The organism is Caulobacter sp. GW456-12-1-14-TSB4 (assembly GCF_059424195.1).
In genome coordinates, this window is sequence record NZ_JBWKZF010000009.1 from 74,604 (window position 1) to 96,569 (window position 21,966).

22 protein-coding genes and 1 tRNA gene are annotated in these 21,966 nt (G+C 69.1%); 8 read left to right on the forward strand and 15 right to left on the reverse strand.

Going from position 1 to position 21,966, the window contains the following annotated elements:
• Together AC07YH_RS10710 and AC07YH_RS10715 are read right to left on the reverse strand one after the other, a co-directional pair.
• The gene (locus tag AC07YH_RS10710; protein WP_494746977.1) at nucleotides 1–1,185 is read right to left on the reverse strand and encodes a carbohydrate porin; all 1,185 of its coding nucleotides are present in this window, start codon (nucleotides 1,183–1,185) and stop codon (nucleotides 1–3) included.
• A 179-nt stretch (nucleotides 1,186–1,364) separates the two neighbouring features.
• Nucleotides 1,365–1,440: transfer RNA gene (locus AC07YH_RS10715), tRNA-Ala, on the reverse strand.
• 112 nt (nucleotides 1,441–1,552) lie between these two features.
• On the opposite strand from AC07YH_RS10715, the gene AC07YH_RS10720 reads away from it, so the two are divergent.
• The 3 genes from AC07YH_RS10720 to AC07YH_RS10730 all read left to right on the forward strand — a co-directional run bounded on the left by AC07YH_RS10720 (nucleotide 1,553) and on the right by AC07YH_RS10730 (nucleotide 4,095).
• On the forward strand, nucleotides 1,553–1,867 hold the full coding sequence (locus tag AC07YH_RS10720) for a YggT family protein (protein ID WP_494746978.1): 315 nt from the start codon (nucleotides 1,553–1,555) through the stop codon (nucleotides 1,865–1,867).
• Entirely contained in the window at nucleotides 1,860–2,156 is a 297-nt protein-coding gene (locus AC07YH_RS10725) for a DUF167 family protein (RefSeq protein WP_494746979.1), read from the forward strand. Before AC07YH_RS10720 ends, AC07YH_RS10725 begins: the two co-directional genes overlap by 8 nt.
• A gap of 178 nt (nucleotides 2,157–2,334) precedes the next feature.
• A complete protein-coding gene (locus AC07YH_RS10730) occupies nucleotides 2,335–4,095 on the forward strand; it encodes an ATP-binding protein (protein ID WP_494746980.1) in 1,761 nt (586 codons plus the stop codon).
• On the opposite strand, the gene AC07YH_RS10735 is transcribed toward AC07YH_RS10730, so the two are convergent.
• The 3 genes from AC07YH_RS10735 to AC07YH_RS10745 all read right to left on the reverse strand — a co-directional run bounded on the left by AC07YH_RS10735 (nucleotide 4,041) and on the right by AC07YH_RS10745 (nucleotide 6,691).
• Nucleotides 4,041–4,484, reverse strand: a complete 444-nt coding sequence (locus tag AC07YH_RS10735) for a very short patch repair endonuclease (RefSeq protein WP_494746981.1) — start codon at nucleotides 4,482–4,484, stop codon at nucleotides 4,041–4,043. The genes AC07YH_RS10730 and AC07YH_RS10735 overlap by 55 nt on opposite strands.
• 19 nt (nucleotides 4,485–4,503) lie before the next feature.
• Complete coding sequence (gene cysK, locus AC07YH_RS10740) at nucleotides 4,504–5,490, reverse strand: cysteine synthase A (protein WP_494746982.1); 987 nt, start codon at nucleotides 5,488–5,490, stop codon at nucleotides 4,504–4,506.
• A 73-nt stretch (nucleotides 5,491–5,563) separates the two neighbouring features.
• Nucleotides 5,564–6,691 carry a DNA cytosine methyltransferase gene (locus tag AC07YH_RS10745; RefSeq protein ID WP_494746983.1) on the reverse strand — a complete coding sequence of 376 codons (1,128 nt, stop codon included), beginning with the start codon at nucleotides 6,689–6,691 and terminating at the stop codon, nucleotides 5,564–5,566.
• A gap of 47 nt (nucleotides 6,692–6,738) precedes the next feature.
• Here AC07YH_RS10745 and AC07YH_RS10750 point away from each other — a divergent pair, with 47 nt between their 5' ends.
• A complete protein-coding gene (locus AC07YH_RS10750; protein ID WP_494746984.1) occupies nucleotides 6,739–7,194 on the forward strand; it encodes a COG3650 family protein in 456 nt (151 codons plus the stop codon).
• On the opposite strand, the gene AC07YH_RS10755 is transcribed toward AC07YH_RS10750, so the two are convergent.
• The 3 genes from AC07YH_RS10755 to AC07YH_RS10765 form a co-directional block, all read right to left on the reverse strand.
• A complete protein-coding gene (locus tag AC07YH_RS10755; protein ID WP_494746985.1) occupies nucleotides 7,191–8,483 on the reverse strand; it encodes a serine hydrolase domain-containing protein in 1,293 nt (430 codons plus the stop codon). The two genes, AC07YH_RS10750 and AC07YH_RS10755, sit on opposite strands and share 4 nt — an antisense overlap.
• A gap of 83 nt (nucleotides 8,484–8,566) precedes the next feature.
• A complete protein-coding gene (purU, locus tag AC07YH_RS10760) occupies nucleotides 8,567–9,409 on the reverse strand; it encodes a formyltetrahydrofolate deformylase (RefSeq protein ID WP_494746986.1) in 843 nt (280 codons plus the stop codon).
• A gap of 90 nt (nucleotides 9,410–9,499) precedes the next feature.
• The gene (locus AC07YH_RS10765; RefSeq protein WP_494746987.1) at nucleotides 9,500–10,147 is read right to left on the reverse strand and encodes a glutathione S-transferase N-terminal domain-containing protein; all 648 of its coding nucleotides are present in this window, start codon (nucleotides 10,145–10,147) and stop codon (nucleotides 9,500–9,502) included.
• Nucleotides 10,148–10,245: 98 nt separating this feature from the next.
• On the opposite strand from AC07YH_RS10765, the gene argE reads away from it, so the two are divergent.
• Nucleotides 10,246–11,427 (forward strand): acetylornithine deacetylase, encoded by a 1,182-nt coding sequence (gene argE / locus AC07YH_RS10770; RefSeq protein WP_494746988.1) that lies wholly within the window; start codon nucleotides 10,246–10,248, stop codon nucleotides 11,425–11,427.
• Here the strand turns inward: argE and AC07YH_RS10775 are convergent.
• Nucleotides 11,387–12,433 carry a glycosyltransferase family 2 protein gene (locus AC07YH_RS10775; protein ID WP_494746989.1) on the reverse strand — a complete coding sequence of 349 codons (1,047 nt, stop codon included), beginning with the start codon at nucleotides 12,431–12,433 and terminating at the stop codon, nucleotides 11,387–11,389. The genes argE and AC07YH_RS10775 overlap by 41 nt on opposite strands.
• 93 nt (nucleotides 12,434–12,526) lie before the next feature.
• Between AC07YH_RS10775 and AC07YH_RS10780 the strand changes: the two genes are divergently transcribed.
• Both AC07YH_RS10780 and AC07YH_RS10785 read left to right on the forward strand, forming a co-directional pair.
• Nucleotides 12,527–13,429, forward strand: coding sequence for an alpha/beta fold hydrolase (locus AC07YH_RS10780; protein ID WP_494747103.1), 903 nt, complete (start codon nucleotides 12,527–12,529; stop codon nucleotides 13,427–13,429).
• Between the two features lie 63 nt (nucleotides 13,430–13,492).
• Nucleotides 13,493–14,695, forward strand: a complete 1,203-nt coding sequence (locus tag AC07YH_RS10785; protein WP_494746990.1) for a threonine ammonia-lyase — start codon at nucleotides 13,493–13,495, stop codon at nucleotides 14,693–14,695.
• A gap of 121 nt (nucleotides 14,696–14,816) precedes the next feature.
• Here the strand turns inward: AC07YH_RS10785 and bamJ are convergent, their stop codons facing one another.
• A complete protein-coding gene (gene bamJ, locus AC07YH_RS10790) occupies nucleotides 14,817–15,314 on the reverse strand; it encodes a BamJ family beta-barrel-assembly machinery protein (protein ID WP_494746991.1) in 498 nt (165 codons plus the stop codon).
• A gap of 165 nt (nucleotides 15,315–15,479) precedes the next feature.
• Here bamJ and AC07YH_RS10795 point away from each other — a divergent pair, with 165 nt between their 5' ends.
• Entirely contained in the window at nucleotides 15,480–16,349 is an 870-nt protein-coding gene (locus tag AC07YH_RS10795; protein ID WP_494746992.1) for a UTP--glucose-1-phosphate uridylyltransferase, read from the forward strand.
• Nucleotides 16,350–16,469: 120 nt separating this feature from the next.
• On the opposite strand, the gene queG is transcribed toward AC07YH_RS10795, so the two are convergent.
• The 5 genes from queG to AC07YH_RS10820 form a co-directional block, all read right to left on the reverse strand.
• Nucleotides 16,470–17,591 (reverse strand): tRNA epoxyqueuosine(34) reductase QueG, encoded by a 1,122-nt coding sequence (gene queG / locus AC07YH_RS10800; RefSeq protein ID WP_494746993.1) that lies wholly within the window; start codon nucleotides 17,589–17,591, stop codon nucleotides 16,470–16,472.
• A complete protein-coding gene (fzlA, locus tag AC07YH_RS10805; RefSeq protein ID WP_494746994.1) occupies nucleotides 17,572–18,258 on the reverse strand; it encodes an FtsZ-binding protein FzlA in 687 nt (228 codons plus the stop codon). The genes queG and fzlA overlap by 20 nt, the downstream gene beginning before the upstream one ends.
• Before the next feature lie 168 nt (nucleotides 18,259–18,426).
• A complete protein-coding gene (gene rfaE1 / locus AC07YH_RS10810; protein ID WP_494746995.1) occupies nucleotides 18,427–19,878 on the reverse strand; it encodes a D-glycero-beta-D-manno-heptose-7-phosphate kinase in 1,452 nt (483 codons plus the stop codon).
• A 32-nt stretch (nucleotides 19,879–19,910) separates the two neighbouring features.
• On the reverse strand, nucleotides 19,911–20,834 hold the full coding sequence (locus AC07YH_RS10815; protein WP_494746996.1) for a cation diffusion facilitator family transporter: 924 nt from the start codon (nucleotides 20,832–20,834) through the stop codon (nucleotides 19,911–19,913).
• 32 nt (nucleotides 20,835–20,866) lie between these two features.
• Nucleotides 20,867–21,952, reverse strand: coding sequence for a citrate synthase/methylcitrate synthase (locus AC07YH_RS10820; protein ID WP_494746997.1), 1,086 nt, complete (start codon nucleotides 21,950–21,952; stop codon nucleotides 20,867–20,869).
• Between the last annotated feature and the right edge of the window lie 14 nt (nucleotides 21,953–21,966).

The following is a 21,966-nucleotide window of genomic DNA, read 5'->3' on the forward strand; positions in this document are numbered from 1 at the left end:
CTAGAACTCCACGCCCACCCGCAGGATCGCCACCAAGGCGTGGCCCACCCCGGCGTCCGCGCCGGGATCCTTCACATACTGGATGTCGGGCTGGATCGTGACCGGCCCGATCTTGTCGGCATAGGTCACCTCGATCGCGCTCTCGGAGCGTTGCAGGCGCAGGCCGGCGTCGATGGCATTGTCGCGGTACTTGCCCGACAGGAACGCCTGGTTGACGCCGATCGAGAAGGCGCTGTCGGGGCGGCCTTCGAACACTTGCTCGACCAGCATCCCCGCCTGCCAGCCACCCTTGAACGACGTCGTGTCGCCGTCCGACACACCCAGGCGCGCGAAGGCGGTGGTCTTGCGCACCGCATCATCGGCCTCGCCGGTCAACCGCCGCTCCAGCAGAACATAGGCGCCCTGCGCGGTGGCCGGGGCCGGATCGCCCGATGGCGCCAGGTAACGGATGTCGTCCTGCTTGTCGGTGTAGCGCCAGGTCCCGACGGCGATCTTGCCGCGCCCCGTCCAGCCGGCCTCGGCGATCAGCAGCAACCCATTGTCGAACGAGGTCTTGATGCCGCCCGGATCGCCCAGCACCCCGGCATTGGCGTTCAGCGCCGCGGCCTCGGCATAGACGTGTTCGTTGGGCGTCCAGCGCACGCGGATGGCCAGGGACGTGGACGGGAAGATCGACGGACCGTTCGGGCCCGTGGCCGCCAGCTCCGAACCGATGCCGAAGGCGGGCGCCAGCAGCATGCCGGCGCTGTCATTGGAATAGAATTCGCTGTTGAGGTCGTAGAGACCCGCGCGGACCGACGCCTTGTCGCCGAAGCCCTGCTCGACCCAGGCCTCGAACAGGCGGGCGCGCTGGCGGGTGACCTCGATATTGTCGACGCCCTGCAGCGTGCCGGCGTCGTCATTGGGCATGGCGCCGCTGTTGTTCAGCAGCTCGAAGTGGGCGGTCGCGCCCTTCCAGCCGACGGCCTTGTCGAGGTCGAGGTCGCCGAACACCTGCAGATCGTCCAGCAGGCGGCCGCGCTTGGCCAGACCGCCACTCACCGTGCCGGCGACGTCGGCGGTGTAACTGCCGCTGAGCTTGAAGGCCGGCCCGTCCTGGGCATGCGCGCCGTGGGCGGCCAAGAGGCACCCGGCGGCGATCAGGAACGCGGCGGCGGCCGCGCGGTAAGTCGTCGATTGGCGCATTTCGCCCCCGCTGACCCGACATTCGATCGGGCATCAGCGTCATCGCTCGGGAGGGGGCGCCATCCCGTAAACCAGGACTGTGGCGTGTCGTCGCACGGCGTCCAGGCCCAAGGGCAAGAACGTGCGGGGATCAGCCTGAGCGGCTCATCGTCACGAATGCAAGTTTTGCGAAAGGTCCTTGGTGGAGCCGAGGGGAATCGAACCCCTGACCTCCTCATTGCGAACGAGGCGCTCTACCATCTGAGCTACGGCCCCAAGGAGCGGCGGAGATACGGCCCCAGAGCGCGGACGTCAAGCGGGGTTCTCACCGCGCCTTGCCAGCAACCTCCGGGCGCGGCAAGAAGCTGGGGCATCAGACGGAAATCCCATGGCGCCGATCATCAATCTCGTCTTCTTCATCATCAACGCCCTGCTCGACCTGCTGTGGTGGGCGATCGTCATCTCGGCGATCCTGAGCTGGCTGTTCGCTTTCGACGTGATCAATCGGCGCAACCAGTTCGTCTACAACGCGGCCACCTTCCTTGACCGCGTCACCGACCCGATCCTGGCGCCGTTCCGCCGGATCATCCCGTCGATCGGCGGCGTCGACATCAGCCCAATCGTCGTGCTGCTGCTGCTGCGCGGCGTCCAGCGCTTCATCATGCCCGCCCTGCAAGGCACGCTGCTGAGCCTCCTTGGCTAAGGAAACCCTGGCCGTCCGGATCACCCCGCGCGGCGGTCGCGACGCGATCGACGGCTGGGCGCTGGACGGCGACGGACGGCCCTATCTGAAGGTGCGCGTCGCCAGTCCGCCCGTCGATGGCGCGGCCAACGCCGCCCTGCTGGCCTTCCTGGCCAAGACCCTGAAAATCCCGCGCTCGGCGATCCGCCTGGCCGCCGGCGACACCGCGCGCCTCAAGCGGCTGGAACTGGACGACGTTACGTCCGAGGACCTGGAGCGGACGTTCGGCCCGAGGCCCGATCAAGCTTAGCCAGGAAAAACTTACCTCCCCAGCACGCTAAACGCGCGTTTCAGCGCACGATCTTGCCCCAACCCCATAGTGAGCCAACCCATTGACGCGGCGGGGTTTTCTATATTTTCCTTTAGCCCTTCGCGCCTAGCCTAGGCCGCGAAGGGGATCGGGGGATCCCTGGGGGTGTCAGGCGTCCATGTCGAGGACTGGAGTAGAGGGGGATGTGGCTCGCGCCGCCGCTTCGCGGCGTGCGAACACCTATCTGCGCCTGGGCGCCACCCTGGTCATCGCCGCCATGCTGCAGATCTATCTGCGGCCGGCCTGGGGCTGGCTGTGGGCGCTGATCTACACGCTCTGCTACACGTTCGAGCTCTGGGTGCGACGCCCCTTGGCGCTCAATCCGGGCGCGGTCGTCGCCACCTGGCGTCGCTGGGCCGCCTTCGTCTCGCCGGCCATCACCTCGACGGCGTTCGGCGCCCTCTCTGTCGTGCTGTTCTCGTCCCACATCCGCTTCGCGCCCACCCTGGGCGGCATGCTGCTGGCCGGGGCCCTGCTGAATGTCGTCGTCGTCAACGCCGGCAACCGCTGGGCCACCCTGATGGCCGCCATGCCCCACGCTCTCTATCTGCTGATCGTCCCCTTCGTGGCCAAGGCGGCCAATCCGGGCGCCAGCCTCGCCGACATGCTGTGGTTCGGCGCGATCCTGATGATCGTCTCGGTCACCGTGGCCGCCCGCACCCTGGGCGCCGCCCTCAAGGCCGAAGCCGACGCCAAGGCCGAGGCCGAACGCCGCCGCCATGAGGCCGAAGAGGCCGTCGCCGCCAAATCCGCCTTCGTGGCCATGATCAGCCACGAGCTGCGCACCCCGATCAGCGCCATCCTGGCCGGCGCGGCGCGGCTGCATAGCGAGGTCCCCGAGGCCAGCTCCAAGGTCCACGCCCAGCTGATCACCGACGCCGGGGGCCTGATGCGCACCCTGCTGAACGACCTGCTGGACTTCTCGCGGCTGGAAGCGGGCCGGATGTCGGTGGAGAAGACCACCTTCAACCTGCGCCAGAGCCTGTCGGACACCCTGCGTCTGTGGCGGCCCGAGGCGGCGCGGAAGGGTTTGCGGCTGCGGGTCACCGGCGCGGCCAGCCTGCCCCGCTGGACGACCGGCGACGCCATGCGTCTGAAGCAGGTGCTGAACAACCTGCTCAGCAACGCCATCAAGTTCACCGAGCGGGGCGCCGTCACCGTGGTGCTGGACACCCGCCCTGTCGGCGACCAGCTGCTGCTTTCGATCACGGTCCATGACACCGGTCCGGGCATCCCCGAGGCCGCCCTGCCCCGCCTGTTCACGCCGTTCGACCAGCTGAGCGCGTCCGTGGTCCGCCAGCACGGCGGCTCGGGCCTGGGCCTGGCGATCAGCCGCGAGCTGGCCCGCCTGATGGGCGGCGACCTGACCGCCGCCAGCGCGGCCGATCAAGGCAAGGGGGCCAGCTTCACCCTGACCGCGACCCTGGACCCGGCCGAGGCGCCGCGCGTCGAGGAAGAGAGCCGCTCGATCACCGGCCTGCGGGTATTGGTCGTCGATGACCACGTGGTCAATCGCCGGGCCATCGAGCTGGTCCTCGAACCGCTCGGCGTCGACGCCACCCTGGCCGAATCCGGCGAAGAGGCCCTGGAGCTTCTCGCGGCCGAGGTCTTCGACGTGGTGCTGATGGACCTCTACATGCCCGGCATGGACGGCCGCGAGGCGACCAGGATCCTGCGGGCCAGCAACGGCCCCAATCGCGACACCCCGGTCATCGCCGTCACCGCCTCGGCCACGCCCAAGGACTGGGAGGCCTGCACCGACGCGGGCATGAACGCCCATGTCGCCAAGCCGATCGATCCGGTCGAACTGTTCGGAGCCCTGGCTCAGGTGCTGGCGGGCGCCGTCGAGGATTCCGACGTCCTGGCCAGCAGGGCCTGAAGACGGGCGGTCAGGGCCGCCTCGTCCTTGAAGTCGCACTCCCAGATCACCTCGACCCGCCAGCCGGCCGCCTTCAGCGCCGCGACCGATCGCGCGTCGCGGGCGACGTTGCGGGCCACCTTGGCCAGCCAGTAGTCGCGGTTGGCCTTCGGAACCCGCGAGCCCCGCGCGCAGTCATGCCCGTGCCAGAAGCAGCCGTGGACGAAGAAGGCCAGCTTGCGCCCCGACATCACCAGGTCCGGATTGCCCGGCAGGTCCTTGCGATGCAGGCGGTAGCGCGCGCCCAGGCCCGTCAGGATGCGGCGCAGGGCCTTTTCCGGCGTGGTGTCCTTGCTCTTCACCCGCGCCATGACGGCCGAGCGCTTGGCCTTGTCGTAGACGTCGGTCAAGGCGCTCGGTCCGCGAGGCTCAGAGCCCCTCGAACAGGGCCGTGGACAGGTAGCGCTCGGCGAAGCTGGGGATGATCGCCACGATCACCTTGCCGGCATACTCGTCGCGCAAGGCCAGGTCGAAGGCCGCCGTCAGGGCCGCGCCCGAGCTGATGCCGACCGGCAGACCCTCCGACGCCGCCGCGCGGCGGGCCATGCCGAAGGCGTCGTCATTATTGACCTGGACGATGTCGTCGATCACGCCGCGATCCAGCACGCCAGGCACGAAGCCCGCGCCGATGCCCTGGATCTTGTGCGGGCCGGGCGCGCCGCCCGACAGCACGGCCGAGGCTTCCGGCTCGACCGCGACCATCTTCAGGCCGGGCTTGCGGGCCTTCAGCACCTGGCCGACGCCGGTGATGGTGCCGCCGGTGCCGACGCCAGAAACCACCGCATCGACGGCGCCGTTGGTGTCGTTCCAGATTTCCTCGGCGGTCGAGACGCGGTGGACCAAGGGGTTGGCGCCATTCTCGAACTGCTGGGGCATGACCGCGCCGGGCGTGGCCTCGATCAGCTCCTGGGCGCGGGCGACGGCGCCGCGCATGCCCTTCTCGGCCGGGGTCAGCTCCAGCTTGGCGCCGAGCAGCAGCAACATCTTGCGGCGCTCGATCGACATGCTCTCGGGCATGACCAGAATCAGCTTGTAGCCCTTGGCGGCGGCCACGAAGGCCAGGGCGATGCCGGTATTGCCCGAGGTCGGCTCGATGATGGTCGCGCCGGGCTTCAGCAGCCCTTGAGCCTCCAGGGCCTCGATCATCGAGGCGCCGATGCGGTCCTTGACCGAGGCGATCGGGTTGAAGAACTCAAGCTTGGCCAGCACCTCGCCCTTGGGCTTCAGCTCGGCCGACAGGCGCGGCAGGCGGATCAGCGGCGTGTCACCGATGGTGTCGATGATCGAGTCGTAGATCTTGCCGCGACCGGCGCGCTTGAAACGCGCGGCGTCATAGAGGGAGGAAGCGTCGTCCATCTGAAAGCCCAGAGCCTTAAGGTTGCGGGAAGCGAGCGGCACCCTAAACCCCGAAGCGGGGACTGTCAGCGGGTCATTCGGCGGCGAGGCTTGCAGATTTGCTATCGAGCAAGGGCTCCAGCAGGCTTTGCGCCAGCCAGCGCACCACGGGGACCGCGACGCCGTCGCCGATCACCTGCAGGCCAGCCGTCTGAGCGCGCGGCAAGAGATAGCTGTCGGGCAGGCCCATCAGGCGCGCGCCCTCGCGCGGGCTGACCAGGCGCGAGCGGACATCGCCGTTCTCGATGACCAGCAGGGTCTGGCGCGAGGAGCCGCCACGCGGCGTGCGCAGGCAGCCGGCGAGACCGTCGAAACGCACCTCGGCGCGCTGCTCGCCACCGCGCATCCGGCGGAACACCGCGCCGACCGAACGGCCGCCGGCCTTGCGCCGCGTCTCGACCGCCTGGCGGTGGCTGTCGGCCATCAGGGCCAGCAGGGCCTCGGTGCGCTCGGGCGGGTTCCAGGTCACGGCCGCGTCGGGCTCGAGCATGACGGCCAGGTCGGTGTTGCGGGCCGGCGGCGACGGGACGCCCCACCATATCCAGCTGGCCTGGAGGTCCTCGGGCAGCCGCGCGGCCGCCTCGCGCACGGCGCGGGTGTGGAAGGCGCTGGTCCCTTCCAGTTCACCGGTGGGCAGGCGGGTGGCGACCACGAAGACGCGAGGCCGCGACTGCGGCACGAACTGTCCGGCGTCGATCTCCAGCGCGCCGAAGCGGTAGCCCTCTTCGGAGAGCACGCCGCACAGGGCGGTGAAGTCGTCGCCGTGGTGCGAGGTCAGCAGGCCCACGACGTTTTCGATGACGATCACCGGCGGGGCGCGCCCCTGCGCCGACAGCGCCTTCATCAGGGTCCAGAAACCGAAGAAGGCCGAGGACTTGCCGCCCGCCAGCCCCGCCCGCGCGCCGGCCAGGCTGAAGTCCTGGCAGGGGCTGGACGCCCAGGCCAGGTCCGCGCTCGGCAGGGCGTCAACGGTCAGGTCGAAGACGTCGCCCGTGTGGAAGTGACCCTCCGCGTCGCCCGGGAAGTTGGCGCGATAGGTCGCCGCCTTCACCGCGTCGAAGTCGTTGGCGAAGGCGCAGGACCAGCCGGCGCCCAGGCCGAGGCGCGCCATGCCGCCGCCGGCGAAGAATTCAAGGAAGGCGTGTTGGCCGGTGCGATTCATCGACGGCGAGTCTAGCCTCACCGGGCCTCGCCGGGATAGCCAAAGACATGCGCGCCGCCGTCCTGATCGCCCTCCTTTCAACAGGCTTATTGGCCACAGCCCTGTTGGCCGCCTGCGACGCGCCGCTGGGCTCGAACGAGAACGTCCCGCCGCCGGCCGATGCGCCGGTGATAGTGGGGCCGGACTACAGCGGCGACTTCGACGCGGTCGGGACCGAGCCGTTCTGGACCCTCAAGGTCCGCGCCGCCAGCATGACCCTGGCCCGTCCGGACCTGGCGGCCGTCGCGACCGCCAATCCCGGCGTGCGGGCCGATGGCGACCAGGGCGTCTGGGACGGGACGGCGGACAAGCAGCGGCTCGTCCTGCGCCTGACGCCCGGCGACTGCTCGGACGGCATCTCGCACCGCCGCTACGGCTATTCGGCCGAGGTCTGGATCGACGGCGAGACCCTGCGGGGCTGTGCGTCGAAGATCCAGGACCTGGCCGATCAGCCCAAGCCCTAGTCGCCCTTGGGGCCGAGGTAGTTCGGACCGTACACCGCCGCCCGGATGTCGCGATGCAGGCTGGCCTCGAACGGGAAGGTCTGGACGAAAAAGACCGCCGTCAGCTTGTTGGCTGGATCGACCCAGAACAGCGTCGTCTCGCGGCCGTCCCAGAAGAACTCGCCGGTCGCGCCGCGGTTTTCCTCAGGCGTCTTGGGCTGGCTCTTGCGGACCGCGAAGTCGAAACCGAAGCCCACCGAGCCCTTGCTGGGCAGCCACCACTTTTCGGTGACGCGGGCGTCCAGGTGATCGGTCGCCATAAGCTTCACGGTCGAGGGCTTGAGAATCTGGACCCCGTCCAGCGTGCCGCCGCCCAGCAGCATCCGCGAGAACCGGGCGTAGTCGTCGATCGGCGCGACCAGGCCCGCCCCGCCCATGGTCAGGCGGCGCGACGGGTCGAAGTTCAGCTTGCGGGTCTCGGCGTCGTCCTGGCGGGCCAGCTTGCCGTCCGCGCCCTTGTTGTAGGTGGCGGCCAGGCGCGCGAAGGCGGCCTCGGGCTGGGTCCAGCCGGTCTGCTTCATGCCCAGCGGATCGAGGATGTGGGCCTTGGCGTAGGCCTCGTAGGGCTGGCCGCTGAGCACCTCGACCAGGCGGGCCTGGACATCGACGGCGGCGCTGTAGCTCCACTGCTCGCCGGGCTGGTAGAGCAGCGGCACGGTCGCCAGGCGGCGACTGAACTCGGCCAGGTCGTTCTTCAGGTTCAGCGGATCGACGGTGGCGAACACCTTGTCGGCCGGCAGGCCGCGCCCGCCGTACGAGAAGCCGGCCGTGTGGCGCAGGACGTCGCGGATCAGGATCGGGCGGTTGGGCGGGACGACGGCGCCTTGCGCGTCCATCACCTTCATGTCGGCGAATTCGGGCAGGTAGCGCGACAGTGGGTCGTCGAGCCCGAACTTGCCCTGCTCCCACAGCTGCATCAGCGCCACGCCGGTGACCGGCTTGGTCATCGAGAAGATCTGCACCAGCGTGTCGCGGCGCATCGGCTTGCCGGCCTCCCGGTCGGCCATGCCGGCGGTTCCGAAATAGCGCTCCTGGCCGTCCTGCCAGACCAGGGCCGAGACGCCGACGGCGCGGCCGCTGTCGACCATGGCCTTCAGGGCCGCGTCGATCCGGGCCCCGTTTATCTTAAGAGGCTCGATCTTGACGGGAGCGGCGGCCTCAGCGGCCGGAGTCGCCCGCGCGAAGGCCGGCGCGGCCGGAACGGCCAGCAGCGTCGCCGCGATGGCGGCGAGGATGATCTTCTTGGACACGTGCGGCCTCCCCAACGCTTCTTATGACAACGTTGGACTGTCGCTGACGGCGAGACGCTTTTCCAGCGTGTCGTGGTCGTAGATCAGTCGGTGAACACCACCGTCTTGCGGCCGTTCAGCAGCACGCGGTCCTCCAGGCGATAGCGCAGGGCGCGGGCCAGGACGCGGCGCTCGATGTCGCGACCCTTGCGGACCAGGTCTTCGGGCGTATCGCGGTGGCTGATGCGCTCGACGTCCTGCTCGATGATCGGACCCTCGTCGAGGTCGCCGGTCACGTAGTGGGCGCTGGCGCCGATCAGCTTCACGCCCCGCGCGTGGGCCTGGTGGTACGGCTTGGCGCCCTTGAAGCCCGGCAGGAACGAGTGGTGGATGTTGATGCAGCGGCCCTGCAGCTTGGCCGACAGGCCGTCCGACAGAACCTGCATGTAGCGGGCCAGCACGACGATGTCGGTCTTGGTCTCCTGGATCAGCTTCCAGAGATCGGCTTCCTGCTCGAACTTGGTCTCCTTGGTCACCGGCATGTGGTGGAAGGCCAGGCCCGACAGGTCGATATGCTCGTAGGTTTCGGCCGGGTGGTTGGAGACCACGCCGACGATATCCATCGGCAGCTCGCCGATCCGCCAGCGATAGACGAGGTCGGCCAGGCAGTGGTCGAACTTGCTGGCCAGCAGCAGCACGCGATAGCGCTCGGCGCGGTCGCGCAGGGTCCACTTCATCTTGAAGCCGTCGGCCAGGGCCCCGAAAGCGTCACGCAACTCGGCGCGGTCGGCGCCATCGGCGTCGAACACCACGCGCATGAAGAACTGACCGGTCTCCTGGTCGTCGAACTGCTGGGCGTCGAGGATGTTGCAGCCGCGCTCGAACAGGAAGGCGGAGACCTTGGCGACGATGCCGCGCTGGTCGGGGCAGGAGAGGGTCAGGATCATGGTCCGCTCCCTCTAGAGAACTGTATCGCCGAAGAAAAGCGGCTGAACGCCAGAGGCGAGGCCGATTTTCCCCGGACGACTGGAGTTTTCCTAAACCTGCGGCACGGCCATGCCCCGCTGGACGGCCGGGCGGTCGCCCACGGCCTGCACCCAGGCCTCGACGGCCGGCACGCCTGGTTCGCGATCCGGCTCGGCCTTGGCCAGGGCCGCCAGGATGGCCTTGGTCCAGGCGTAGCTGGCGATGTCGGCGATCGAATAGTGCTCGCCGGCCAGCCAGGGATGGTCGTTCAGCCGCCGGTCCATGACGCCCAACAGGCGCACGACCTCGTCGCCGAAGCGGTTGATGGCCAGCGGCGCCTTCTCCTCGGCGCGGACGGCGAAATAGTTGTACTGGCCGGCCATCGGCCCGAGACCGCCGACCTGCCAGAAGGTCCATTCCAACGCCGCCCAGCGTTCAGGGCCGCTCGGCGCCAGAAGCTGGCTGGTCTTCTCGGCCAGATAGACCAGGATCGCGCCGCTCTCGAACACCTTCTGCGGACCGCCCCCATGGACGCATTGGGCGTCGTGATCGACGATGGCCGGAATCTTGTTGTTGGGCGAGATGGCCAGGAAGTGCGGGTCGAACTGCTCGTCCTTGCCGATGTTCACCGGATTGACCCGATACGGCAGGCCGACCTCCTCCAGCATGATCGAGGCTTTGCGGCCGTTCGGCGTGGTCCAGGTGTAGAGGTCGATCACGGGCGTCTCCTGCGGGCTTTAGGGGCAACAACGCCCGTGACCGCGATCTTGCTGCGCGTGGGTAGGCGGCGCGGGGAGAACGGGTCTAGGCTCTGATCATGGTTTCCTCCTCCGAAGTCTTGTCTGAACTCGCCGTCGACATCCTGCGTACGCTGGTGGCGTTCGACACCACCTCGCGCCGCTCGAACCTGGAGCTGATCCAGTGGGTCGAGGCCTATCTGGCCGATCTGAACGTGCCGACCCGCCGAGTGCCGAACGCCGACGGGACCAAGTCGAACCTGATGGCCACCCTCGGCCCGGCGGTCGAGGGCGGGGTCGTCCTCTCCGGCCATACCGACGTGGTGCCGGTCGATGGCCAGCCGTGGTCCAGCGATCCGTGGGTGCTGACCGAGCGCGACGGGCGGCTCTACGGCCGGGGGACCTGCGACATGAAGGGCTTCCTGGCGCTGGCCCTGGCCGCCGCGCCGGACCTGGCCAAGGCGACGCTGAGCAAGCCCGTCCACCTCGCCTTCTCCTATGACGAGGAGGTCGGCTGCCTCGGCGCGCCGGACATGATCGAGGTCATCGCCAGCGACCTGCCCCGCCCGGCCCTCGTGATCGTCGGCGAGCCCACCGACATGGTCGCCGTGTGCGGCCACAAGGGCATCGCCACCTTCTCGGTCACAGTCACCGGCCGCGAAGCCCATTCCAGCCTCACCCATCTGGGCATCTCGGCCAATACGGTCGCGATCAAGCTGATGGCGATGCTGGTGGCGCTGGCCGAAAAGCTCGAACGCGAGGCCGATCCGAACTCGCCATTCACGCCCAAGGGCGCGACCCTGACGGTCGGCATGGTCCACGGCGGCACGGCCGGGAACATCCTGGCCCGCGAGTGCAAGTTCCTGTTCGACCTGCGCACTCCGGCCAATCTGGAGCCGATGGCGATCCTGGCCGACTTCTTCGCCGCCGTTGAAGCCATGGACGCAGAGATCAAGACCAAGGCCCCCGAAGGCGGCGTCAAGGTCGAGCGGCGCTCGCTGACCCCCGCCTTCGCGCCCGAGGAGGACGGCGTCGCCGAGGCTTTCGCGCGCCGTATGGCCGGCGACAACGGCCCGGCCCGGGTCGTGCCCTATGCCGCCGAGGCCGGGCAGTTCCAGGGCGCGGGCTTCTCGACGGTGATCTGCGGCCCCGGCTCGATCGACCAGGCCCACCAGCCCGACGAATATGTCGAGATCAGCCAGATGCAGCGCGGCGCGGCCTTCATGCGGCGCTTGATCGAGGACCTTTCCATTTCCGGATGATGAACCGGCGGCCGACGAACGCCGCCGGGTCGACCGACATCACCCGCAGGATCGCGCCGATCGAGGCCTTGCGCTTGGCCTGGATGGCGCGGCGGTCGGCGAACACCTGATCCAGGTCCTCGCGCTTCAGCGCCGCCCTGATGCCCCGGATGGCCGAACCGACGTCGCCGCGCCGCCAGTGCAGCAGCAGCAGACCCCCCGTCACCGCCACGTGCAGCGGCAAGGTGACCGGGAACAGCCAGCCGGGCGTGTTCTTGAAGAAAGTCCAGAGGCGGTTGCGCGAGCCGTGGAAGATGGCGAAGTCCGACCGCACGCCGGTGCTGGCCGAGCCCACGTGGGCGACCCTGGCTTTCGGCAACAGCAGGGTCGGCTGGCCGTAGACCCGCAGGCGATAGCCCAGGTCGACGTCCTCGCAGTAGCAGAAGTAGCGCTCGTCGAAGCCGCCAACCTCGAGGAACAGCTCGCGGTCGATCAGCATGGCCGCGCCGCAGGCCGAGAACACCTCGCCCTCGGGTATTACCGCCGGTTCGCGCCGGCGATACCCGCCGCGGAATGGTATGCCCGCGCTCGTGACGTTGTCGCCGGCCCCGTCCAGCAGCCCGGGCTCGTCGGCCGACAGCTGCAGCGAGGCGAAGCTCTTCACGGTCGGGTGGCGCGCGGCGCCGGCCATCAGCTCGGCCAGCCATTCGGGCTCGGCATAGGCGTCGGGATTGAGCAGGACCAGCCAGCGCCCCTTGGCGCGGCGGGCCGCGAAGTTGTTGCCGGCCGCGAAGCCTAGGTTCGCGCCCGCCTCGACGAAATCGACCCACGGATGGGCCTTGGCCGCCGCCTGCGGGGCGCCGTCGGTCGAAGCGTTGTCGATCAGGATCGTCTCGAAGTCGCGGAAGGTCTGGGCCGCCAGCTGGTCCAGGCACGGCTGCAGGGTCGAACCGCTCTGGTACGAGACGATCACGACGGTGATCGCAGGGCCGGGCTTGCTCTTGTCTTCCATCGTGTCAGGCGGCATCGGTGGCCGGTGGGCTCTCAAATCGCGGTACGGAGTGCTGCTTACCACGCCCGCGCGCCCTGGCGACCCGCCGTTCACCGACGAGGCCCGATGATGACCCTGTTCACCGACTTCTTCTGGACCTCGCACGAAGGCCTGCCGCTGCACGCGCGGGACTATGCGCCAACGAGCGAGACCGGGAAGCTGCCGGTGATCTGCATCCATGGCCTGACCCGCAACGCCCGCGACTTCGAGGACCTGGCGCCGCGCATCGCCGCCACGGGCCGCCGGGTGCTGGCGGTCGACGTGCGCGGGCGAGGCCTGTCGGCCCGCGATCCGAACCCGATGAACTACCATCCGGGGACCTACGCCGCCGACGTCGTGTCGCTGCTCCAGGCGGCCGGCATCGACAAGGCGGTGTTCGTCGGCACCAGCATGGGCGGACTGATCACCTTGGTGCTGACCTCGATCATGCCCCAGGCGATCGCCGCCGCCGTGCTCAACGATGTCGGCCCCGAGCTCTCGCCCGTCGGCCTGGCCCGCATCGCTGGTTATACCGGTATGGCCAGCCGGTTCGAGACCTGGGACGACGCCGTGGCCTACGCCAAGGCGATCAACGCGGCCGCCTTCCCGGCGTATGGCGCGCAAGACTGGGACGTCTTCGCCCGCCGGCTGTTCGACGAAGCCGACGGCGCGTTCGTCCTGGCCTACGACCCGGACATCTCGGCCCCGATCAAGGCCGCCGCCGAAGCCGCCGCCAAGAGCCAGGCCGAAGGCGGCGCGGCGCTGGCTCCGCCGGACATGTATCCGCTGTTCCGGGCCCTGGCGAAGGATCGCCCGTTGCTGCTGGTGCGCGGCGGTATTTCCGACCTGATCGACCCCGCCATCGCCGAGCGCATGCAGGCCGCCGCGCCGCATATGGCCTATGCCGAGGTCCCCGGCGTCGGCCACGCGCCGATGCTGACCGAACCCGAAGCTTGGGCGGCGATAGAAAACCTGCTGGAGGTCGCGCCCTAAAGGGGTGTGCCCGGACGGTGCGGCCGTGTTAGAGCCCCGGCGAGTTCTCGTGCTGGAGCGCCTATGACCCTCGACCTCGCCGCCATCCAAGCCGCCGCCGGCCGCCTGAAGGGTCAGATCGAGCGCACGCCGTGCCGCCACTCCAAGACGCTGTCGAAGATCACCGGCGCGGAAGTCTGGGTGAAGTTCGAGAACCTGCAGTTCACCGCCGCCTACAAGGAGCGCGGCGCGCTGAACAAGCTGATGCTGCTCTCGGAGGCCGAGAAGGCCAAGGGCGTCATCGCCGCCAGCGCCGGCAACCATGCCCAGGGCCTGGCCTATCACGGCGCGCGCCTCGGCGTGCCCGTCACCATCGTCATGCCCAAGACCACGCCCTTCGTGAAGGTGCAGCACACCCGCGACTTCGGCGCGACGGTGATCATCGAGGGCGAGACCTATGACGACGCCAACGCCCATGCGCGCAAGCTGCGCGAAGAACAGGGCCTGACCTTCGTCCACCCGTTCGACGACTACGACATCATGGCCGGCCAGGGCACGATCGCCCTCGAGATGCTGGAAGATGTGCCTGACCTGGAGATGCTGCCCGTGCCGATCGGCGGCGGCGGCCTGATCAGCGGCGTGGCCACGGCGGCCAAGGCGCTGAAAAGCGACATCCACATCATCGGCTGCGAGCCGGCCATGTACCCGTCCTTCACCGCCAAGATGCGCGGCGTCGCGGCCCATTGCGGCGGCCAGACCATTGCCGAGGGCGTGGCGGTCAAGCAGGTCGGCGACCTGACCTACGGCGTCACCCGTCCGCTGATCGACGACGTGCTGCTGCTGGAAGAGCCGCACATCGAGCAGGCCGTGGCGCTTTACTGCAATGTCGAGAAGACCATCGCCGAGGGCGCCGGCGCGGCCTCCCTGGCGGCGCTGCTGGCCTATCCGGAACGCTTCCGGGGCAAGAAGTGCGGCCTGATCCTGTGCGGCGGCAATATCGACACCCGCCTGCTGGCCTCGGTGCTGACCCGCGAACTGGTCCGCGCCCAGCGCCTGATATCCTTGCGGATCATCGGCGACGACCGTCCGGGCCTGCTGTCGACCGTGGCCCACGAGATCGGCGCGATGGGCGCCAACATCATCGAGGTCAACCACAACCGCCTGGCCCTGGACGTCCCAGCCAAGGGCGCGGAGTTCGACATCACCATCGAGACCCGCGACGCCCAGCACACCCAGGACGTCATGAACGCCCTGCGCGAAAAGGGTTATCCGCCGCGGGTGGTGTGATCTGAAATCTCCTCCCCCTTTGGGGGAGGTGGCCCGAAGGGCCGGAGGGGGCAGCTCGGCAGAGGCCGGCGATGCCCCCTCAGTCGGCTTCGCCGACAGCTCCCCCGGAAGGGGAGCAGATTTATTCCTTCGGCTTGCCCGGGCCCAGGCGGTTCACGCCCAGCAGCTCGATGCGGAAGATCATCACGCTGTTGGCCGGGATCGGGCCCTTGTCCTGCGCGCCATAGCCCAGGGCCGGCGGCACGTAGAGGATCCACTCGTCGCCGGCCTTCATGCGCTGCAGGGCGATGACCCAGGCCGGCACCAGGCCGTCCAGCGGGAACACCGCCGGCACGCCGCGTTCGTAGCTGCTATCGAACACCGTGCCATCCAGCAGCTTGCCTTCGTAGTGGACCTTGACCTCGTCGGCCTGGGTCGGATGCAGGCCGCCCTGAGGACCGTCGCGCACCACCTTGTACTGCAGACCCTGCGGCAGGGTGACGACGCCCGGCTCCTTGGCGTTCTTGGCCATGAAGGCGTCGGCGGCGGTCAGGTTCTCCTGCGCCTTCTTGCTGGGTCCGCAGGCGGCCAGGACGAGGCCGGCGGCGGCGAGGGTGGCGAAGACGGCGCGGCGATGCATGGGAAGAACCTCGAACGATCAGATCACCCAGCTAACACGGACCGCTCGGAAATCCATCTCCGTACAAACATCATCGGGACTTGCCTGAGATTTCACAGAACAGCGGTGGCTTTCAATCGCGAGCCCTTCTAGAAACGGCGTCCCGAACAGCAAGACGAGTTACTCATGAAACCCGTTCGTAAAGCCGTCCTTCCCGTCGCAGGCTTTGGCACCCGCGTGCTGCCCGGCACCAAGACCACTCCGAAGGAACTGCTGAACGTCGTCGACCGGCCGATCCTGTCGTACATCATCGCCGAGGGCCGCGCGGCGGGCATCGAGCACTTCGTCTTCGTCACCGGCCGCAACAAGGGCGCGATCGAGGACTATTTCGACCACCAGGTCGAGCTGGAAGCCGCCCTGGCCGCCAAGGGCAAGACCGCCCTGCTCGACGAACTGCTGTCGGAGCTGCCCAAGCCCGGCGAGATGAGCTTCGTACGCCAGATGGCCCCGCTGGGCCTGGGTCACGCGGTGTGGTGCGCCCGCGACATCATCGGCGACGAGCCCTTCGCCGTCATGCTGCCCGACATGGTCATGCACGCCCAGAAGTCGGCCATGGCCCAGGCTATCGAGGCCTATGACCAGGTCGGCGGCAACATCGTCGTGGTCGAGCCCTGCCCCGAGGGCCAGGCCCACCAGTACGGCATCGTCGCGTTGGACGGCCAGGACGGCCGCCTGAACCGCATGACCGGCATGGTCGAGAAGCCGCCGAAAGGCACCGAGCCCTCGAACCTGTTCATCAGCGGCCGCTACATCCTGCAGCCGGAGATCTTCGATCTGCTGGCCAGCCAGGAGAAGGGCGCCGGCAACGAGATCCAGCTGACGGACTCGATGCTGAAGCTGTTGAAAGCCCAAGACTTCCACGCCCTGGAATACGAAGGCGTCACCTATGACTGCGGCGACAAGATCGGCCTGCTGCGGGCCAATGTCGCCCTGGCCCTGGCCAATCCGGAGCTGGGCGCCGCCGCCCGCACGGCGATCGAAGAGCTGCTGAAGTAAAGATCCTCCCCCGCGCTGCGGGGGAGGTGGCCCAGAGGGCCGGAGGGGGCCAGCTCGGCCAAGGCCGCATTAGCCCCCTCAGTCACTCCGTGACAGCTCCCCCGCAGCGCGGGGGAGCATCTAGATGCCCCACTCGGCCAGGACCTCGGGATCGTCCTCGGCGCGCTTCAGCGCCGAGGCGTCCTCCCCGGCCAGTCGCCGCGCGGCCCAGACGGCCGCGCCGCGCACCACCGGCGCGGGGTCGGCCAGCAGCGGCTCGACCACCGCCATCAGGCCTGCATCGCCGCTATTGCCGATCGCGTAGAGCACGTTGCGCACGAAGCGATCGCGGCCGATCCGCTTGATCGGGTTCTTCGAGAACAGCGCCCGGAATTCCGCGTCGTCCAGCACGGCCAGTTCCGCCAACGCCGGCTGGCGCAGCTCCTGGCGCGCCTGCAGCTTGGCCTCGCTAGAGAGCGACGCGAACTTGTTCCACGGACAGACCGCCAGGCAGTCGTCGCAGCCATAGATCCGGTTGCCCAGCGCCGGCCGGAACTCGGCCGGGATCGGGCCGGCCAGCTCGATGGTCAGGTACGAGATGCACCGCCGCGCATCCAGCTGTCGCGGGGCGGGAAAGGCCTGCGTCGGGCAGATGTCCAGACAGGCGCTGCAGCGGCCGCAGTGATCGACCTCGGCGTCATCGGGCGGCAGGTCCAGCGTGGTCAGCACGCTGCCCAGGAACAGCCACGAGCCGAACTGGCGCGAGACCAGGTTGGTGTGCTTGCCCTGCCAGCCCAGGCCGGCGCGCTGGGCCAGCGGCTTTTCCATCAAGGGCGCGGTGTCGACGAACACCTTCACGTCGTTTCCGAACCGGCGGTGCATCCAGCCGGCCAGCAGCTTCAGGCGCTTCTTGATGACGTCGTGATAGTCGTCGCCCTGGGCGTAGACCGAGATCGCCGCATGGTCGCCGCGCGCCAGTTGCTCCAACGGATCGATGTCGGGGCCGTAGTTGACGCCCAGCACCACCGCCGACTTGGCCTCGGTCCACATCGCCGTGGGGTGCGAGCGCCGCTCCAGCGTCTCTTCCATCCAGCCCATGTCACCGTGGCGCTCGGCCTGGACGAAGGCCTTCAGCCACTCGCCGTTGGGCCAGGCCGCCGCCGCGTCGGCGAAGCCGCAGGTCGAGAACCCCAGCTTCAGGGCCTCGGCGCGGATCTCAGCCTTGATCGCTTCGGGAGAAAGCTCAGAAGTCGAGGTCGTCATAGTGCGCGGCCGGCGCGAGGCCGGGCCAGCGGTCGGCCAGGATCGGACGGAAGGCCGGCCTCGACTTCAGCTTCATGTACCAGGTCTTGGCCGTCTGGAAGTCCTTCCAGGGCACGTCGCCGAAATAGTCGATCACCGACAGGTGCGCGGCGGCGGCGAAGTCGGCCAGGCTCATGCGGCGACCGGCCAGCCAGTCGCGGGTCTGCAGCAGGCCGTCGATATAGCCCAGATGCGCCTTCAAGGCTTCGCGGCCCTGGCGCAGGGCGGCCAGGTCCGGCGCGCCCATCCGCAGCAGACGCTTCTCCATCTTCTCGTGCAGGAGGAAGCCGTTGACCTCGTTGTCGAACTTGCGGTCGAACCACTGCATCAGGCGGCGGGCCTCGGCGCGTTCGCTGGCGTCGCGGCCCAGCAAGGCCGGTTCGCTCTCGGTCTCCTCGATATGCTCGAGGATGGCCCGGGTTTCGCAGACGACGAGGTTGCGCTGGTTGCGGGTCTCGACCAGCACCGGCGGCATGCCCGACGGGTTCAGCGAGGTGAACTCCTGCGGCATCTCCCAGTAGCGGACCTGCACCTCGAGGAACGGCAGCCGCTTCTCGCCCAGCGCCAGACGCACCTGTCGCGAGGCGGGATCCAGCGGGAAATGGTGAAGGGTGCGTTCGACGCTCATGCCCAGGTGCGCTCAGGCTGCATCGAAAGAGCGATGCGCCGTTTTGCTTAACAAGAGATTGCCGAACGGGGTTTACCCAGGAAAAGCAGGCCTTTGTACGGCGCTTTACACACTTATGTCGCGCGTCCGGGCGGCGAACCGCTCACACTTCGCCTGACGCGCTCGCGATCAGCTGTTCATCCGAGCAATCAGGTTCGTGGTGCTCTGGCCTTGCTTGAGTTCGGCCAAGACAACCTTGCCGCCATAGCCGAGCACGATGTCGGACCCGACCACCGTCTCGACCGTGTAGTCGGCGCCCTTGACCAGCACGTCGGGGCGGAAGGCCTTGATCAGTTCCAAGGGCGTGTCCTCGCCGAACAGCACCACCAGGTCGACCGACGACAGCGAGGCCAGCACCGTGGCGCGGCCGGTTTCCTTCTGCACCGGACGGGTCGGGCCCTTCAGCTTGGAGACCGAGACGTCGGTGTTGAGGCCGACAATCAGCCGGTCGCAGGCGGCCTTGGCCTGGCTGAGCAGCGAGAGGTGGCCGGGGTGCAGGAGGTCGAAGCACCCGTTGGTGAAGCCGACCTTCAGGCCGCGCGCCCGCCAGCCTTCGACGATCGCCTTGGCCTGTTCGCGATCGGCGATCTTGATCTCGCCGGGCTCGCCCTGGGCCGAGACCGCGACGGCCGTCAGCTCGGCGGCGGTGACAACGTCGGTGCCCAGCTTGGCCACCACCAGCCCGCCGGCCAGGTTGGCCAGGTGGGCGGCGTCCACCAGGCTCGCGCCGGCCGCTACGGCGAGAGCCAACGTCGCGGCAACGGTGTCGCCGGCCCCCGAGACGTCGAACACCTCGATGGCGGTGGCCGGCAGATGCACCGGCGCCTCGCCGCGCACCGACAGGGTCATGCCGGCCCCGCCACGGGTGATCAGGGCCGCGTCCAGGCCCGGGGCCATGGCCAGGATCGCCGCGCCGGCGTCTTCCGAGGCTTCGTCGGTATTGTCGGTGACGCCGGTGGCCTCGGCGGCCTCCTTGCGGTTGGGCTTGATCAGGGTCGCGCCGTCATAACGGGCGAAGTCGCGGCTCTTGGGATCGACGATCACCGGCTTGCCGGCGGCGCGGGCCGCGTCGATCGCCCCGCGCACGACCTCGACCGTCAGCACGCCCTTGGCGTAGTCGGACAGCACCACGACATCGGCGGCGGCCAGGTGCGCCTTGAAGGCGGACAGCAGCGTGGCGGCGTCGCCGGGGCCGCGATCCTCACGGTCAACGCGCAGCATCTGGTGGGAGCCGGAGATGTAACGGACCTTCTCGGTCGTGCGGCGGTGGGCGTCGACGACCAGCTCGGCTTCCAGGCCCGGCTCGGCGTCGATCATGCCGCGCAGGGCCGCGCCGGCGTCGTCCTGGCCGACCAGGCCGATCAGTACCGCCTTGGCCCCAAGGGCGGCGACGTTACGGGCGACATTGCCCGCCCCGCCCAGCATGGCGGTCTCCTTCTCGACCGCGATCACCGGCACCGGCGCCTCGGGCGAGATGCGGTCGACCGCGCCATAGATGAAGCGGTCCAGCATCACGTCGCCGAGGACCAGCACGGTCTTGCCGGCGAAGGCGCGGGGAAGGTGCGAGAGGGCGTCGTTCATACGGCTTCCGTACTCTCACACGCTCTGGGAACTCAACCCTCGACAGGCTGGGCGAAGAGGCCGCCGTGCGGCTCGGCCTTACCGCGCGGGTCCGGGTGGATCAGGATATCGGCCGCCGGGAAGGCTTCCAGCAGGCGGTTCTCGGCCTCGACCATGATCGTGTGGGCCTCGGCCAGGGCGATGTCCGCGTCGAGATCGGCGTGCATTTGGATGTGGACGTAAGGCCCCGAGGCCCTAGTCCGCAGCTGGTGGACGCCCAGGATACGGGGGTCGGCGGTGGCCAGGGCCAGGATCTTGGCGCGGTCCCCCTCGGGCAGCTCATGGTCCAGCAGCTGGTTCGAGGCGTCGCGGAACACGCCGACCGCCCCCCAGATCAGCCACAGCGCCACGACCAGGCCCGCCGCTGCATCGACCCAGGACAGGCCCAGCCACGACGCCGCCGCCACCCCGACCAGCGCCACGGCGTTCGAACCGAGATCGGCGGCGTAGTGCGCCCGGTCTCCGGCGATGGCGATCGAGCCGCTGGCCTTCAGTACCCGGCTCTGGGCCGTGATCAGGCCCAGGGTCAGGACGATGGAGACGATCATCACGATCACGCCGGCCAGGCCGTGCTCGACCGGACGCGGATGGAGGAAGGCCTGGAACGCCTCGCGCCCGATCAGCGCCCCGGAGGCGAAGACCAGGCCGCCCTGCATCAGGCTGGAGAAGGCCTCGGCCTTGCCGTGACCGAAGCGGTGCTCGGCGTCCGGCGGCTCGGCCGCGTAGCGCACCGCCAGCAGGGTGATCAGCGAGGCGACCAAGTCTAGCGCCGAGTCCGACAGCGAGGCCAGGATCGCCACACTGTCGCTGGCCCGCCAGGCGATCGCCTTGACGATGATCAGGACGGTCGCCGTCGCCACGGACAGCAGCGCGACGTTGCGCGTGGCTTTCGGATCGGCGGCGGCGGACAGGGACATGAGCCCTATCTACCGCACACCGCCGCAGTTGGCTAAGCCGCTGCGCGAGCCTCCGGCCCGACATAGACCGACTGCGGCCGGATCAGGCGGCCGCCGGCCAGTTGCTCCCGCGCATGGGCCAGCCAGCCGGCGACGCGGCCCATGGCGAAGACGCAGGTGAAGCTGGACGGCGGCAGGCCCAGGGCCTCCAGCAGCAGCGCCGTGTAGAACTCGACATTGGTGTCCAGCGGCCGGTCGGGCTTGTGCTCGCGCAGGATTTCCAGGGCCGCCTGCTCGACGGCCTCGGCGAAGGCGACGCGGCCCGGCAGGCTGGGCGAGGCCGCCGACAGCTTGCGCACGGCCGCCTTCAGGGCGTCGGCGCGCGGGTCACGGACACGGTAGATACGATGCCCGAAGCCCATCAGCCGGTCGCCGCGCGCCAGGGCCTTCTCCAGCCAGGGGCGGGCGTTCTCGGGCGTGCCGATCTCGTCCAGCATCTCGATCACCGGACCGGGCGCGCCGCCATGCAGCGGGCCTTTCAGGGCCGACAACCCCGCCAGCACCGCCGAGGTCAGGCCCGCGCGGGTCGAGGCCACCACCCGGGCGGCGAAGGTCGAAGCGTTCAGGCCGTGGTCGCAGACCGTGACGAGGTAGGCGTCCAGGGCGGCGGCCTCGGCGTCGGTGGCGGGCATCCCACGCGTCATCCGCAGGATGTCGGCGGCGTGCGACAGGGCCGGGTCAGGCGCCACGGGGCTTTCGCCCTTGGCCACCCGCAGCACGGCGGGGGTGAAGACGGCCGGGGCGGCGATCAGCAACAGGGCGGTCGGCAGGTCGTCGCCGTCCGGCAGGCGAGCCAGCAGAGCGCGCATGGCCTCGACCGGGTCGCGACGGGCCAGGCCCTCGTCCAGGGCGGCGACCTCGGCAAAGGCGCGGACGCGAGCCTCGCCCAGGGCTGGCGCGAGATCCGACGGCGCGTCCTCGAAGAAGCCGTCGAACAGCAGGTGCGCGGCCTCCTCATAGCGGGTGCGACCCGACAGATCCTCGACGGCGTAGCCCCGGATCACCAGGCGACCCTTGGCCCCGTCGACATCGGACAGAACGGTGCGGGCGGCGATGACGCCCTCAAGACCATCAGACATGTGCGGTCTCCTTT